Below are 15,144 nucleotides of genomic sequence, written 5' to 3'. Positions count from 1 at the left end.
CCGGGCGGACAACCTGTGCTTTCAGGTGTGATGACCCGGTGCGTAAAGGCTAGCGGAGAAAATTGTGCGCATACTGTTATCCAATGATGACGGTGTTCATTCACCGGGCCTGCAGGCTCTCTACGACGGGCTGGAAGGCCTCGGCGAGCTGGAGGTGGTTGCTCCCGACAGGGATCACAGTGGGGCCAGCAACGCCCTGACACTGAACCGCCCCCTGACGGTGGAGCAGCATCCGAACGGTTTCCGTTCTGTAGACGGAACGCCCACGGATTGCGTCCATCTGGCGGTGAATGGCCTGTTCAGCGAGCCGTTTGATCGGGTCGTGTCCGGTATTAACACCCATGCCAATCTGGGCGATGACATCATCTATTCCGGTACTGTGGCTGCGGCGACTGAAGGGCGCAACCTGGGTTTGCCGGCCATTGCGGTTTCCCTCGTCAACGATGGTCATTTCCACTATGACACTGCCGCCAGGGTGGTTCGTCTTCTCCTTGAAGGCAAGAAAACCCTGGCGCTGGGCCCCCGATGTATCCTGAACGTCAACGTGCCGGACGTGCCATGGGAAGACATTGCCGGGTTCCGTGTGACCCGGCTGGGTCACCGTGACCGGGCCGAGGGCGCTGTACCCATGACCTGTCCCCGTGGCAAGGAACGGTATTGGATTGGTGCTGCGGGGCAGGGCAGTGATGCCGGACCAGGCACTGACTTTCATGCGGTTAGTGAAGGTTACGTTTCCATTACTCCAGTCCATGTCGACATGACTCGTCATGAAGCGTTGTCTTCTCTCCGGGAGTGGGTTGATGATATGACGTCGGGGGAGGGGCATTGATGGTTGCAGAACTTCAGGGCATTGGCATGACCTCTCGCCGGACCCGAATGCGCCTGATTCAGCGCCTCAGGGATGCGGGCATCAATGACCAGCGTGTACTGGATGTGATGGCGGATGTACCGCGCCATATCTTTCTGGATGAGGCGCTCTCACACCGCGCTTACGAGGATACATCCCTGCCTATTGGATACAACCAGACGCTTTCCCAGCCCTACATTGTCGCGAGGATGACGGAAATCCTGATGCAGCATGCGCCCTCGCGCGTGCTGGAGTTGGGAACCGGGTCCGGCTATCAGACTGCGATTCTCGCGCGGCTGGTGGATCTGGTTTTCAGTGTGGAACGAATCAAGCCATTGCAGGATCGTGCGCGGGAACGGCTGCGTCAGCTGGAACTGCGTAACACTCTGCTTAAGCACGCTGACGGCGGTATGGGGTGGCCAGACAAGGGCCCGTTCGATGGCATTATGCTGACGGCGGCCCCCAAGGATATTCCCCGTGAACTCCAAGCTCAGTTGGCTGATGGTGGGGTAATCGTTGCGCCGGTTGGAGAAGAGGAACAGACACTGGTGAAAATGGTGCGATACGGCGACAGCTTTGAAACCACTGAAATTGAAGCGGTGAACTTTGTGCCCTTGCTGGGTGGGGTTGTCCGGTGACGGAGGATCTTCGTCAGCATCATCCGTTTGCCGTGTTTCTCCGGGGCATCGCCATGGGAGCCGCGGACATCGTCCCGGGGGTGTCCGGCGGCACCATTGCGTTCATTACCGGCATCTATTTCCGGTTACTGGAGGCGATCAATGCAGTCCCGGGGGCTGTTATACATCACTTGTTTCGTGGCGACCTGAAAGGATTCTGGTTCCGGTGTGATGGCACATTCCTGATCAGCTTGCTGATCGGAATCCTGGCCAGCATAGCGACGTTGGCCTCCATCATCAGCTATGGCCTGGAGGCGTACCCCATCCTGATCTGGAGCTTCTTCTTCGGATTGATTGTCGCGTCGGTCTGGCACGTTGGACGACAGGTGCGTGAGCTGTCGCCGACTCTGTCAATGCCCTTGCTTGCGGGTATCGCGTTTGCCTGGTGGGTGACCACGTTGCCGGCGGGGCAGGTGGACCCTTCTGGCCTGGTGTTCCTGGGAGCAGGAGCGCTGGCAATCTGTGCGATGATCCTTCCAGGTATCTCCGGAAGCTTCATATTGGTGATCATTGGTATGTACTCGCCGGTATTGGATGCAATCCGAAACATCGAAGCGGGTTCCCTGCTACTGTTTGCCCTGGGTTGTATGATCGGACTGATGTCCATCGCGCGGTTGATCACCTGGGCATTTCATCGGTTTCATGATGCCGTTCTGGCGTTGCTGACCGGCTTTATGATCGGTGCGCTCAATAAGGTATGGCCCTGGAAGGAAACTCTGAGCTGGCGTACCAACAGTTCCGGTGAGCAGGTTCCCCTCAACGAGGTCAGTGTCACTCCCGGCTATTACACCGAACTGACCGGGCTGGATTCCCAATGGGTCATGGCGATAAGCGTCGCTGTTCTGGGCTTTGCTGTAGTGTTGCTGGTGGAGTGGATGGGACGTCGAAACAGAGTATAAGTCCCCGGGATTGTTACTTTTCAGTTACCGCCGGTGTTTCTCCCGGTAACAGATATGGCGAGGGAGTAACTTGGCATTGAATATAAAATGTGCAATATATTAGCGGGTTACTCCAAGAACTTTAGAAACTGCCGTATTTTTAATACGGATTTTTTATAACGGGGCGATTTTTATACCTGTGAGATGTTTACCTGGGTTCCCCAAGGCTTATTTGGCGACATTTCTGCGGTTCCCCTCCGGTACCCGGGTATCCTTATGGTCTGAAAAATCCGTTCGCTCTGTCTCCTGGCTGCCTTTACTTCTGGCTCTTCTCTTTTTGCCTCCACTGATCAGTGGCTGCAATACCAACGCGATTTACCAGGACGACCGCTACAATCCTCCGGTTTACTGGGGGCGGCATGTGGTAAAACCCGGGGAAACACTTTATAGCATAGCCTGGCGGTACGGTCGGGATTACCGTGAGCTGGGCAATGCGAATGGCATATCTGCACCGTGGCATTTGAGAGCCGGCCAGGTTTTGCGTCTGGACCTTCGCGGAACTGTCACATCATCGGCTCAGAATAAGGGGCGTACCAAGCCGCCATCGGCGAAGCCGCAGTCGAGGCAGGTTAGTAAGGCACCAACCCCGAAACCTGAACCCCGGCCAACGGTTTCCAGAGAGCCGAATCGGACGTCGCCGTTGAACAGTCAGACGCAAACGGTATCGAATGTCAGTTGGCGTTGGCCGCACGTTGGCACCGTAATTGCAGGTTATTCGACATCCGGGAAAGTCAATAAAGGTGTTGATATTGCTGGAAATCCGGGAGATCCTGTAAGGGCAGCCGCGGGTGGTAATGTGGTCTACGCCGGTAGTGGATTGCTTGGATACGGTAATCTGATTATTGTGAACCATAATGAGCACTACTTGAGTGCTTACGCCCATAACCGGAAAATTCTGGTGCAGGAAGGGGAGGATGTAAAAGCCGGGCAGGTAATTGCAGAGCTTGGTAGTAGCGGAGCGGATCGACCCAAATTGCACTTCGAGATTCGGAAGAATGGCAATCCGGTTGACCCAAGTCATTACTTACCGCCACGCTGACCGGGTATCCTGCCAGATACAGACGTCCCGGTACTGACAAGAAAGCCGACAGCAAAGAACAAAAATAATGGTTACAGTAGTAGCCAGCCAATAGCTAAATGTCCTGAACAAAAACGCGAATACAGCAGGTGCTCACAATAATAAAAAGTCGTGGGCGGACAACCAGGATTATTGAGAGGCGGGGCAAAGATATGTCAGCAGATCAAGAAGAACTCATCATCGACCGTGTGAGTGACGTTGAAGAGGCTGAAGATCAGCTTCTGGCGGAAGATAAGGTCGAAAAGGAATCCTCTGACACGGAAGTGGCAGAAGTTACAGAAGGTATTCCGGCCCAGGGCCGATACTTCACGAGCCAAAAACAACTTGATGCAACCCAGTTGTATCTGAACGAGATTGGCTTCTCTCCACTACTTACTCCCGAAGAAGAAGTGTATTTCGCCAGGCTGGCCCGCAAGGGTGAAGAGTCCGGTCGTAAACGCATGATTGAAAGTAATCTTCGGTTGGTTGTTAAAATAGCCCGTAGGTACGTCAACCGCGGACTGACCCTGCTGGATCTGATTGAAGAGGGCAACCTTGGCCTGATCCGTGCGGTGGAAAAGTTTGATCCCGAGCGGGGGTTCAGATTCTCTACTTACGCAACATGGTGGATTCGCCAGACTATTGAGCGGGCCATCATGAATCAGACCCGCACCATCCGATTGCCCATTCACGTCGTCAAAGAGCTCAATCTGTACCTGCGTGCAGCCCGTGAGCTCACCCAGAAGCTGGATCACGAACCGTCAGCGGAAGAAATTGCCCGCATGGTCGACAAACCCGTGGATGACGTAAAGCGCATGCTCGGTCTGAATGAGCGGGTGGCCTCGATGGATACGCCTATTGGGGCTGGTGGCGAGAAATCCCTGCTGGATACCGTGGCTGATGAAGGTGCTTCGGATCCTGCTGATCTCCTGCAGGACAACAATATGTGTTCCTGTGTCGAGAAGTGGATTGATCAGCTCAGTGAGAAGCAACAGGAGGTGCTTTCCCGTCGCTTTGGCTTGCGTGGCTATCCGGTCAGTACTCTGGAGGAAGTTGGCCAGGAGATCGGGCTGACCCGCGAACGCGTGCGTCAGATCCAGGTCGAGGCCCTGCGTCGTCTCCGTGAGATTCTGGAGAAGGAAGGCCTTTCTGGCTCATTGCTTTTCATGTAACCACTAACCAATAGAGCTTTATCATCCCCGAAAGCCGGCCATGGAAAATGGTCGGCTTTTCTGTTTCAGTACGCCCTCAAATGAGAACCAGGTTGCGCAATGTCCCTTAACTACCCTGTTAGAATGATCTTCCGGGCAGGGATAGGCAGTCGAAACCCGGCATAAAAATAAAATAACTCAATAATGACGACTGAAAAGGAAAGGATGATGAAGAAGGCTCTATCAACAGGTTTTGTCTCATTGGCACTGTCTGCCGCGCTGTCGGCTCCCGTGTCGGCCCTTACGGTGGAAGGCGTGGATGTTCCGGATACCTATACCGCCATGGATACCGAGCTTAAGCTCAACGGAGCAGGCACCCGCTCCAAGTGGTTCATGGATCTGTACGTGGGGGGGCTTTATGTGCCGGAAAGCATCGAAGATGGCCAGGCGGTTATTAATGCTGATGAACCACAGGCTATTACGCTCCACATTATATCGGACATGATTACCAGCGAGCGTATGACGGAAGCCACCCTGGAAGGCTTTGAAAACGCGACTGGTGGTGACCTGTCGGCAATCCAGGATGATGTTGACCAGTTTATGTCTGTCTTCGAGGAAGAGATCAAGGAGGGTGATGTCTTTGATCTCGTTTATCTCCCGTCGGAGGGGGTACGTGTTCTCAAGAATGGCGAAGTCAGGGACACTGTGGGTGATTTCGAGTTCAAGAAGGCTCTGTTCGGCATCTGGTTGTCTGACCAGCCTGCCCAGAAGGAACTGAAAGCCAGTATGCTGGGGCAGCGATAACTCGTCCCGGTATCAGCCGCCGGGCGAGTTGTCCTGGCGGCTACCCGACCCCGCAATCTCAGTCCCGCTATTGGTAATCCCGCTTCTGTTTGAATTCGCACAGGTCCTCAATAGGGCAGGCCCCGCATCTGGGTTTTCTCGCGGTGCAGACGTAACGGCCGTGAAGAATCAGCCAGTGGTGGGCATCCAGAAGGAACTCCCTGGGTACCAGGCGCATTAAACGCTTCTCCACTTCCAGAACGTTTTTCCCGGGGGCGATACCGGTTCGGTTGGATACCCGGAAAATGTGAGTATCCACAGCCATGGCGGGCTGGCCGAACGCGGTATTGAGCACTACATTCGCCGTTTTCCGGCCAACGCCGGGCAGGGCTTCAAGATCCTCACGATTATCGGGCACCTCGCCCCCATGCTTTTCCAGCAACAGTTGGCAGGTCTTGATGACATTCTCCGCCTTGCTGTTAAACAGGCCGATGGTCTTGATGTATTCCTTCAGGCCGTCCACACCCAGGGCGAATATGGAGGCGGGTGTATTGGCAACCGGATACAGTTTGTCCGTGGCCTTGTTGACCCCGACATCGGTAGCCTGGGCAGACAGTATCACAGCGATCAATAACTCAAATGGAGTCGAGTAGTTCAGCTCGGTCGTGGGATTGGGGTTGTTGTCCCGCAACCGGGTGAAAATCTCAATGCGCTTTTCACGGTTCATATCAGGATACCTGCCCTGTGACCCGTACCCGCTTGCTACCACTGGCAACCGGCTCGGTTACTTTGGCGCTACGACGTTCCTTGAGCTGATTATCGATGCTGTTCTTGAGGGCAATCAACAGGCCCAGCCCGACGAACGCACCCGGTGGCAGTACCATGAACAGCATATCCGGATAGTTTTCCAGGGGGCGCATGCCCCAATCCGCCGCGATGGGGCCGAGTAGCAAGTCCATATCAGTAAACAAGGTGCCCTGGCCAATCAGTTCCCGCATGGCGCCGAGGACAATCAACACGGCAAGGAAGCCCAGCCCCATCATCACACCGTCCAGCAACGCCGGGACCGGGCCGTTCTTGGAGGCGAAAGCATCGGCACGGCCCAGGATGGCACAGTTGGTGACGATCAGTGGGATGAAAATGCCGAGAATCTGGTACAGCTCATAGGTGAAAGCCTGCATCAACAACTCGGCACAGGTGACGAAGGAAGCGATGATCATCACGAATGCGGGCAGGCGTACGGACTCGCTGACGAAATTCCGGATCAGCGACACGGCCAGGTTTGACCCCATCAATACCATGAGGGTTGCCAGTCCCAGTCCGATGGCGTTAACCACGGTGCTGGTGACCGCCAGCAACGGGCACAAACCGAGCACCTGAACCAGGGCGGGGTTGTTGGTCCAGAGGCCCTCACGAACGATTTCCGAGTTGGTCTTGGTTGCCATGATCAGGAATGCTCCGCGTCTTGATGTTGGCCAGCCACGGCGTCGGGAATGATGGGCGTGCTCCGCTTTTGCGGAGGTTCATTGAGAATCTTACGCAGTTCCTGCCGGTTCTGGCGAAAGTAGATCAGTGTCTTCTGAACGGCCTTGACCACGGCCCTGGGGGTGATGGTGGCACCGGTAAACTGGTCAAACACTCCGCCGTTTTTCTTTACGTTCCAGCGCCTGGGAAGCGGGTCCCTGAGGTTGCGCCCTTCGAAGGAATAGATCCAGTCGGACTTCTTGGTTTCGATGCGGTCGCCAAGGCCCGGGGTTTCCTTGTGGCTTGTCACCCGTACACCAAGGACGTTGCCATCAAGGTCGATGCCGACCAGCAGGCGGATATCTCCGGAATAGCCGTCGGGAGCGACGGCAGGAAGAATCACTCCGACCGGTTGCCCGTTGGATCGTGCGACCCAGGCCGTTACCGGGCCGGATTGGGGCAGGCGATCGCTTGCCGGCAGTTGCACGGTATCCCTGAGCAGGTCGTTGTCATGACGGCTCTCGGGAATGATTTCGAACAGGGCCCTGGCTTCGGCGCGGGCGGCCTGTTCGGCAATGCGATCAGCGGTCAGAACCTGAGTGACAGCAATGGTGCCACCGGTGATGACAGCGAAAAGGCCAAGGCCAATGGCGCTGCGACGGACGGACTGTGCAATGGCGGCCATGGATTACCCCTGGGTCTTGCCGGGCACGCCGCGCCGGGCCTTGTGGTGACCATAAGTGCGTGGCGGCGTGTAGTGATCGATAAAGGGTACAGCGAAGTTCATCAGGAGTACGCTGAAAGCAACCGCGTCGGGATAATTCCCCCAGCTGCGGATGACGTATATGAGCACGCCGATAGCAGCCCCGTAAATGAGCTTGCCCTGATGACTGGTGGCGGCGGATACCGGGTCAGTGGCAATAAAGAAAGCACCGAGCATGGTCCCGCCAGCCAGCATATGCAGGGTGACCGGTGCGTACTGGTCGGGGTTGCTGCCAAAAGCAAGACTCATCACGGCAATGGCGGCCAACATACTGACGGGAATGTGCCAGGTAATGATCTTGAGGCCGATCAGTACCAGGCCGCCCAGCAGGAATGCTGCGTTAACCCACTCCCAGCCGCGGGCGATGCCCTCACCGAAAGTGGGGTGCTCCAGTACTTCCGCAGCGGTGTGGGTGGCGATCTTGTGTTTGTACTCGTCCAGGGGGGTGGCCATGGTATAGCCATCCACCACAGTCTGCTGACCGGACGCCAGCAGGTTGAGGGTTTCACCAAAGCCTGGGGCGGACTCCCAGAGCAGGCCGGGCTGGGCCCAGTTGGTTGTCATCGCCACGGGAAAGGAGATCAGCACCAGTGCGTAACCCACCATGGCCGGATTGAACGTATTGGAGCCGAGCCCACCATAGAGCTGTTTGGCCATGACGATGGCCGCGATCACGGCAATGGCCGAGACCCACAAGGGCACAAACTGGGGCAGCGACAGTCCCAGCAACAGACCGGTGACGGCGGCGGTATTGTCCTTGAGGAAAAACGCCAGTGGCTTCTTGCGAATCGACAGCATGGCGGCTTCCGCCGCAAGGGCGATAACAATACACCACACCACATTGATCAGGTTGCCCCAGCCGAAGAAGATTGTCTGTGCCAGCAGGCCGGGCACGGTGGCCAGAATCACCCAGAGCATGAGCCGGGAGGTTGACCGGGCTTTGCGGGCATGGGGAGAAGACTGTTGTGCTAATGCCATGAAGACTTGGCCCTGATGTCCGTTATTCGGTGGATTGGGTAGCCGGGGTTGTGTCCGCCCTGGCCTCGGCCAGGGCTTCTTCCGCCCGTTTTACCCGTTCATGGTTCTTGGCAACCGCGCGCTCAAGCTTATCGACGTTGTCGGCCTGTTGGGCCTTGGCGTCCTCAAGCATCGATTGCATGGTGTCCAGCTTGGATTTCGCCTGGGTCAACTGTTTTTCCAGAGCAGGAATGTCCGGTGCCGGAGATGAGTTCTCCGCGTCGGTGGTCTGAGTTTCGGGGGCAGTTGCTGCACCGGCTTTCTTTCGAGCCAATGCTTCCTGGACCAGAGCCGCCTTGGCGGCCTTTTCATCAACTGCTTCGCCTTTGGCAGCGGCTTGTTCCGCTTCGGCCTTCTTCTTTGCCTGAGCTTCCGCTGCAGCCTTGGCGCGTTCTTTGCGGCGCAGCTCCTTCTCCTGCTGCTCACGTTCCAGACGGGCCTGGCGCGCCTCAAAGCGTTCCCGGGCGCGATCGGCTTTCAATTGCTCGGCCTGCTGAATCCGGACTTCACCCTTGGCATAGCGGTAGTACTGCACCAGAGGAATAGAGCTGGGACACACATAGGAACAGGCCCCGCACTCGATGCAGTCGAACAGATTCAGGTGTTCTGCTTTTTCAAATTCACCAGCTTTGGCGTACCAGAACAGTTGTTGCGGTAACAATTCCATGGGACAGGCTTCGGCGCACTGACCACAACGGATACAGGCCTGTTCCGGTTCCGGGTCGGGTAGCTCTTGCGCAGTGGCGGCGATCACACAGTTGCTGGTCTTGACCACCGGTATATCCGGGGTGTTCAGCGTATACCCCATCATTGGGCCGCCGAGGACTAGCCGGTGGAGTTGTGTCTCCTGCAGCCCGGCCTGGCTCAGCAGATAGTGGATCGGGGTGCCCAGGAGTGCTTCGAAGTTTCCGGGTTCGGCGACGGCCTCGCCGGTAATGGTGACCACGCGCCTGATCAGCGGTTCGCCCTCAAGGATAGCCCGCGCCACAGCAATGGCGGTTCCCACGTTCTGGCACATAACACCGATATCCGCCGGTATACCACCACTGGGCACCTCCATGCCGGTAAGGATCCGGATCAGCTGCTTTTCGCCGCCGGACGGGTACTTCGTCGGCACCACAACCACTTCGATCTGTGTGCCCTCGGCCGCTTTCTTCATGGCTGCGGCCGCTTCCGGCTTGTTGTCTTCAATCGCAATGACGCAGCGCTCGGGGCGCAGAATCCACGCCATGATCTTCAGGCCGGAGATGATCTCATCCGATCGTTCGCGCATGGTCATGTCATCGGCGGTGATGTAGGGCTCACACTCTGCGCCGTTGAGGATCAGTGTGCTGACCTTACGGTCCCTGGGCGGTCTCAGTTTGATATTGGTGGGGAAGCCCGCACCGCCCATGCCGGAGATGCCGGCCATGCGAATGGTGTCCAACACCTCGTCCCGCTCCATTTGGCGATAGTCCGCTATCGGATGGCGCTGGCACCATTGGTCCTCACCGTCGGGAATGAGGGTAATGCACCAGTCGTCCATGCCGGAGGGATGGGGAACCGGCAAGCGGGCGATGGACTCAATGGTGCCGGAGGTTGGTGCGTGCACGGGAACACCCATGCCGTTGGTTACCTCGGCAATTCGTTGGCCTTTAAGGACGCGCTCGCCTTCGATCACAATGGCCTCGGCAGGCGCGCCAATGTGTTGTTGCAGGGGCAGTATCAGCCGCTCCGGAAGTCCGGACTGACGGATGGGGCGACTGGTTGACTGATGCTTGTGTTCTGCCGGGTGAATACCGCCGGCGAAATCCCAGAGTTGTGTCATCAGGCACTGGCCCCCTGGCGATCGGTGGCAATGATGTCGGTCTTTGGCGGATTCCAGGTCCAGGCCCGGATGTCCGGTTCGATGGTGATCATGTCGATGCAGTCGACCGGGCAGGGATCCACGCACAGGTCACAGCCGGTGCATTCGCTTTCGATCACCGTGTGCATGTGCTTGGCGGAACCCAGAATGGCGTCAACAGGGCAGGCCTGAATGCACTTGGTACAGCCAATACACTCATCCTCGCGAATGACGGCCACCCGTTTCTCCTGCTCGACACCGTGCTCAGCGTCCAGGGGCTCGGGCTCCACATCCAGCAGGTCGGCCAGGGATTTAATCGTACCTTCACCGCCCGGTGGGCATTTATTGATGGGACCGCCCTCGGCAATGGACTCCGCATAGGGGCGGCAGCCAGGGTAGCCACACTGACCACACTGGGTCTGTGGTAGTAGAGAGTCGATCTGTTCGACCAGGGGATTGCCTTCCACCCGGAAGCGCTCAGCGGCGAAGCCCAGCAAGCCGCCGAACACCACAGCCAGGGCCAGCAGAACAACAACAGCGATGAGGATGCTCGTCCACATAAAATCGATACCCTTAAACCTTACCCCGTCAAACGCCGACGAGGCCGGTAAAGCCCAGGAATGCCAATGACATCAGCCCCGCCGTCACCATACCAATGGCGGCGCCACGGAAAGCCACGGGAACATCGGCCACGGCAATGCGCTCACGCATGGCGGCAAACAGCACCAGGACCAGCGAGAAGCCGGCGGCCGCGCCAAAACCATACAGGACAGATTCCACGAAGTTGTTGTTCTTGTTCAGGTTAAGCAGCGCCACACCGAGCACCGCGCAGTTAGTGGTGATCAGCGGCAGGAAAATACCCAGAACCCGATAGAGCAGGGGGCTTGTCTTGCGTACTACCATTTCGGTGAACTGAACCACCACCGCGATCACCAGGATAAACGTGATGGTTTTCAGGAATGCGAGGTTCAGGGGTTCCAGCAGGTAGGTGTACGCCAGATAGCTGCATACGGACGCAAGGGTCAGCACAAACGTGGTGGCCAGGGACATGCCCATGGCGGTCTCCAGCTTGCCGGACACCCCCATGAACGGGCACAGCCCCAGGAACTGAACCAGTACAAAGTTGTTCACCAGAATGGTGCTGACCAGAATCAGCAAATACTCGGTCATTCGCTTTGCTCCATCACACTGCCCTTATGCAGGTGCCTTACATGATCCGCATGCCCGGGGTGGCCCCGGAGTCCGGTGACAGGATAAAGATGTCCTTGCCGCCGGGACCGGCTGCCAGAACCATGCCCTCGGACATTCCGAACTTCATCTTACGTGGCTTCAGGTTGGCAACCATAACTGTCAGACGGCCTTCCAGTTCCTCGGGCTTGTAGGCGGATTTGATGCCTGCAAATACGTTCCGGTCACCATGCCCGATATCCAGTGTCAGACGCAGCAGTTTGTCGGCACCTTCCACATGTTCCGCTTTGACAATTTTTGCGACCCGAAGATCCACTTTCGCAAAGTCTCCGAATTCTATCTCCTCGGCGACCGGTTCGAGATTGGCGGTCTCGGCAGGTTTCGCGGTCGCTGCGGGCATTTCTTCCTTGGACGCGTCCAGCATTTTTTCGATCTGCGCCATATCCACGCGGTTCATCAGCGGCTTGAATTTGTTGATACCGTGGTTTTCCAGACGCTCGCCGCGGTTATTCCAGTCGAGGCGCGCATTCAGGAACGCCTCGGAGGCTTTAGCCGTTTCCGGAAGTACCGGGGCCAGATAGGTCATCAACAGATGGAACATATTGATGGCGTTGGTGCAGATGGCCTGAAGCTTCTCGTCCTGGCCTTCCTGCTTGGCAATCACCCACGGCTGTTCGTCGTTCACGTACTGGTTGGCGATATCCGCCAGCTCCATGATGCGACGCATAGCACGGCCGAACTCGCGGGCCTCATAAAAGTCGGCAATGTCATTGCCGGCATCGATGAACTCTTTCAGCTTGTCGTGCTCGGTGACCTTGCCAAGCTGGCCGTCGAAGCGCTTGGTAATGAAGCCGGCACTGCGGCTGGCGATATTGACCACCTTGCCGACCAGGTCCGAATTCACCCGCGATGCGAAGTCTTCCAGGTTCAGGTCCATGTCATCCACGCCACTGGTGAGCTTGGCGGCGAAGTAATAACGCAGGTATTCCGGATTCAGGTGGTCCAGGTAGGTGCGGGCCATGATGAACGTGCCCCGGGATTTGGACATCTTCTTACCGTTAACGGTGACAAACCCGTGGGCCCAGACCGCTGTTGGCGTGCGGAAACCGGCATCGTGCAGCATGGATGGCCAGAACAGCGCGTGGAAGTTGATGATGTCCTTGCCGATGAAGTGGTACACCTCGGCGGTGGAATCGGCCTTCCAGAAATGCTCGAAATCGATACCTTCCCGGTTGCACAGGTTTTTGAAACTGGCCAGGTATCCTATCGGCGCATCCAGCCAGACATAGAAATACTTGCCCGGAGCGTCCGGAATCTCGAATCCGAAGTAGGGTGCATCACGACTGATGTCCCACTCCTGCAGCCCCGCGTCCAGCCACTCGGCCAGCTTGTTGGCCACCTGCGGCTGAAGGGTACCGCTACGGGTCCACTTCGCCAGGAAATCGGCAAAGTCCGGCAGTTTGAAGAAATAGTGCTCGGATTCCTTCTCAATCGGAGTGGCGCCCGACACCGCAGAACGCGGATTAATCAACTCAGCCGGCGTATAAGTAGCACCGCAGGCTTCGCAGTTGTCCCCGTACTGGTCCTCGGTCTTGCATTTCGGGCAAGTGCCCTTGATAAACCGGTCCGCCAGAAACATGTTCTTTTCCGGGTCATAGGACTGGGTAATCTTGCGGGTCGCAATATGCCCGTTTTCCTGCAATTGCCGGTATATGTATTCCGAGAACTGGCGGTTTTCCTCGGAATGCGTGGTGTAATAGTTGTCAAAGCGGATATGAAAACCGCTGAAATCCTGCTGATGCTCGTCACGGATGCGATCGATCAGCTGTTCGGAAGTAATGCCCTCACGCTCGGCACGCAGCATGATCGCGGTACCGTGGGCATCATCGGCGCAAACGTAGTAGCAGTTCTGGCCTCGCATGTTCTGGTAACGCACCCAGATGTCGGTCTGAATGTATTCCAGCAGATGACCCAGGTGAATGGGACCATTGGCATAAGGCAGGGCGCTGGTGACCAGAATATCGCGCTGTTGCTTTGAACTCGCTTGCGTCATGTTGGTATCCGAACCTTTAATGAATAAGGATTTGGCGTTAATCAGTGAAACAGAGATACCCCTTGATCCGGGTAAAGACTCTGTATGGCCAGAAACGGGCACAGATGATACCTTCCGGACAGATATTTTTCATCCGAAACACCTGTTTCCGTGCTTAAAATAGAGCATGAGCTTATTCCGGAGAACCCGATGACCCAGATTTCTGAACAGGCCCTGCAAGCGGCGGTTCGCGAGTACCGTGACCCATACCGCAACCAGGACCTATATGACCTAGGCGCCGTCAAGTCCCTGACCGCCGACGACAGCGGCAAGGTAACCCTCATGGTGGAACTGCCCTACCCGTCAAAAGGCATTGCTGGCGCGCTGAAACAACTGGTCACCCACGCCCTGGAAGATGTTGATGGCGTGGAAAGTGCGGACGTTCACGTTGGCCAGAAAATCCACTCCTACAAAGTCCAGAAAGACCTGCCCTCAGTGCCCGGCGTGAAAAACATCATCGCCGTGGCCTCTGGCAAGGGTGGCGTCGGCAAATCCACCACCGCCGTCAACCTCGCCCTGGCCCTGCAGGCCGAAGGCGCCAGAGTCGGCATCCTCGACGCCGACATCTACGGCCCCAGCATCGGTATGATGCTCGGCGTGCCCGAAGGCAAACGCCCCGACACCCGCGAAAACAAATACTTCGTCCCCATGGAAGCCCACGGCCTGCAGGCCAACTCCATGGCCTTCGTCGTCACTGAGAAAACCCCCATGGTCTGGCGCGGCCCCATGGTCAGCGGGGCCGTCATGCAACTGCTGCAACAGACCCTGTGGAACGAACTCGACTACCTCATCGTCGACATGCCCCCGGGCACCGGCGACATCCAGCTCACCCTGGCCCAGAAAGTTCCGGTCACCGGCGCCGTCATCGTCACCACCCCGCAGGACATCGCGTTGCTGGACGGCAAGAAAGGCATCGAAATGTTCCGCAAAGTCGACATCCCGGTGCTGGGCGTAGTGGAAAACATGAGCGTCCACATCTGCAGTAACTGCGGCCACGAAGAACCTCTCTTCGGCCACGGCGGCGGTGAACGTATCGCTGAGGAATACGACACAACGCTCCTTGGCCAGTTGCCTCTGCACATGACTATCCGCGAACAGACTGACGGCGGCACCCCGTCCGTGGTCGCCGAACCGGACTCGGAAGTTGCCCGACGTTACCGGGATATTGCACGTCGGGTTGGGGCAGAGCTGTCTACCAGAGAGCGGAACCTGAGCGGGTCAATTTCCAGCGTATCGGTGACGGAACACTAAATTCGCAGAATCCGGATGGCTCGCTAAGCAGTTTGATCGAGGGGGCAGGAAGGGCGGTCCAAAAATCTCGGAGGCCATGGACGGCCGGAGA

15 protein-coding genes are annotated in these 15,144 nt (G+C 57.1%); 7 read left to right on the top strand and 8 right to left on the bottom strand.

All coding sequences use genetic code 11. From position 1 onward, the window contains the following. Nucleotides 1-64 precede the first annotated feature (64 nt). The 6 genes from surE to MARLIPOL_RS16735 all read left to right on the top strand — a co-directional run bounded on the left by surE (nucleotide 65) and on the right by MARLIPOL_RS16735 (nucleotide 5,474). Complete coding sequence (gene surE, locus MARLIPOL_RS16755; RefSeq protein ID WP_012139502.1) at nucleotides 65-829, top strand: 5'/3'-nucleotidase SurE; 765 nt, start codon at nucleotides 65-67, stop codon at nucleotides 827-829. Next, nucleotides 829-1,485, top strand: coding sequence for a protein-L-isoaspartate(D-aspartate) O-methyltransferase (locus tag MARLIPOL_RS16750; RefSeq protein WP_036192241.1), 657 nt, complete (start codon nucleotides 829-831; stop codon nucleotides 1,483-1,485). Before surE ends, MARLIPOL_RS16750 begins: the two co-directional genes overlap by 1 nt. A 53-nt stretch (nucleotides 1,486-1,538) precedes the next feature. Then, nucleotides 1,539-2,423, top strand: coding sequence for a DUF368 domain-containing protein (locus MARLIPOL_RS16745; RefSeq protein ID WP_082446222.1), 885 nt, complete (start codon nucleotides 1,539-1,541; stop codon nucleotides 2,421-2,423). 289 nt (nucleotides 2,424-2,712) lie between these two features. Beyond that, complete coding sequence (locus MARLIPOL_RS18940; RefSeq protein ID WP_036192300.1) at nucleotides 2,713-3,501, top strand: peptidoglycan DD-metalloendopeptidase family protein; 789 nt, start codon at nucleotides 2,713-2,715, stop codon at nucleotides 3,499-3,501. 191 nt (nucleotides 3,502-3,692) lie between these two features. Next, nucleotides 3,693-4,691: an RNA polymerase sigma factor RpoS gene (gene rpoS / locus MARLIPOL_RS16740; protein WP_012139498.1), complete on the top strand. Its 999-nt coding sequence runs from the start codon at nucleotides 3,693-3,695 to the stop codon at nucleotides 4,689-4,691. Nucleotides 4,692-4,898: 207 nt separating this feature from the next. Further along, nucleotides 4,899-5,474 carry a chalcone isomerase family protein gene (locus MARLIPOL_RS16735; RefSeq protein ID WP_012139497.1) on the top strand — a complete coding sequence of 192 codons (576 nt, stop codon included), beginning with the start codon at nucleotides 4,899-4,901 and terminating at the stop codon, nucleotides 5,472-5,474. A gap of 67 nt (nucleotides 5,475-5,541) precedes the next feature. Here the strand turns inward: MARLIPOL_RS16735 and nth are convergent, their stop codons facing one another. Genes nth through metG form a run of 8 tightly spaced genes read right to left on the bottom strand, consistent with a single transcriptional unit; the run spans nucleotide 5,542 to nucleotide 13,763 of the window. Further along, nucleotides 5,542-6,180: an endonuclease III gene (gene nth, locus MARLIPOL_RS16730; RefSeq protein WP_012139496.1), complete on the bottom strand. Its 639-nt coding sequence runs from the start codon at nucleotides 6,178-6,180 to the stop codon at nucleotides 5,542-5,544. Nucleotide 6,181: 1 nt separating this feature from the next. After that, nucleotides 6,182-6,898: an electron transport complex subunit E gene (locus MARLIPOL_RS16725; protein WP_012139495.1), complete on the bottom strand. Its 717-nt coding sequence runs from the start codon at nucleotides 6,896-6,898 to the stop codon at nucleotides 6,182-6,184. 2 nt (nucleotides 6,899-6,900) lie between these two features. After that, a complete protein-coding gene (rsxG, locus tag MARLIPOL_RS16720; RefSeq protein WP_012139494.1) occupies nucleotides 6,901-7,602 on the bottom strand; it encodes an electron transport complex subunit RsxG in 702 nt (233 codons plus the stop codon). A gap of 3 nt (nucleotides 7,603-7,605) precedes the next feature. Continuing rightward, nucleotides 7,606-8,658, bottom strand: coding sequence for an electron transport complex subunit RsxD (gene rsxD, locus MARLIPOL_RS16715; RefSeq protein WP_036192236.1), 1,053 nt, complete (start codon nucleotides 8,656-8,658; stop codon nucleotides 7,606-7,608). A 22-nt stretch (nucleotides 8,659-8,680) separates the two neighbouring features. Continuing rightward, the gene (gene rsxC / locus MARLIPOL_RS16710) at nucleotides 8,681-10,504 is read right to left on the bottom strand and encodes an electron transport complex subunit RsxC (RefSeq protein WP_012139491.1); all 1,824 of its coding nucleotides are present in this window, start codon (nucleotides 10,502-10,504) and stop codon (nucleotides 8,681-8,683) included. Beyond that, entirely contained in the window at nucleotides 10,504-11,082 is a 579-nt protein-coding gene (gene rsxB / locus MARLIPOL_RS16705) for an electron transport complex subunit RsxB (protein WP_012139490.1), read from the bottom strand. Before rsxB ends, rsxC begins: the two co-directional genes overlap by 1 nt. Nucleotides 11,083-11,110: 28 nt before the next feature. After that, nucleotides 11,111-11,692, bottom strand: coding sequence for an electron transport complex subunit RsxA (gene rsxA, locus MARLIPOL_RS16700; protein ID WP_012139489.1), 582 nt, complete (start codon nucleotides 11,690-11,692; stop codon nucleotides 11,111-11,113). A gap of 37 nt (nucleotides 11,693-11,729) precedes the next feature. Next, nucleotides 11,730-13,763 carry a methionine--tRNA ligase gene (gene metG / locus MARLIPOL_RS16695; RefSeq protein WP_012139488.1) on the bottom strand — a complete coding sequence of 678 codons (2,034 nt, stop codon included), beginning with the start codon at nucleotides 13,761-13,763 and terminating at the stop codon, nucleotides 11,730-11,732. A gap of 189 nt (nucleotides 13,764-13,952) precedes the next feature. Between metG and apbC the strand changes: the two genes are divergently transcribed. Next, on the top strand, nucleotides 13,953-15,053 hold the full coding sequence (gene apbC / locus MARLIPOL_RS16690) for an iron-sulfur cluster carrier protein ApbC (protein ID WP_012139487.1): 1,101 nt from the start codon (nucleotides 13,953-13,955) through the stop codon (nucleotides 15,051-15,053). Nucleotides 15,054-15,144 lie beyond the last annotated feature (91 nt).

The organism is Marinobacter lipolyticus SM19, from assembly GCF_000397065.2.
In the GTDB taxonomy this organism is placed as follows: Bacteria; Pseudomonadota; Gammaproteobacteria; order Pseudomonadales; family Oleiphilaceae; genus Marinobacter; species Marinobacter lipolyticus.
This window is presented reverse-complemented; position numbering and strand designations above follow the sequence as displayed.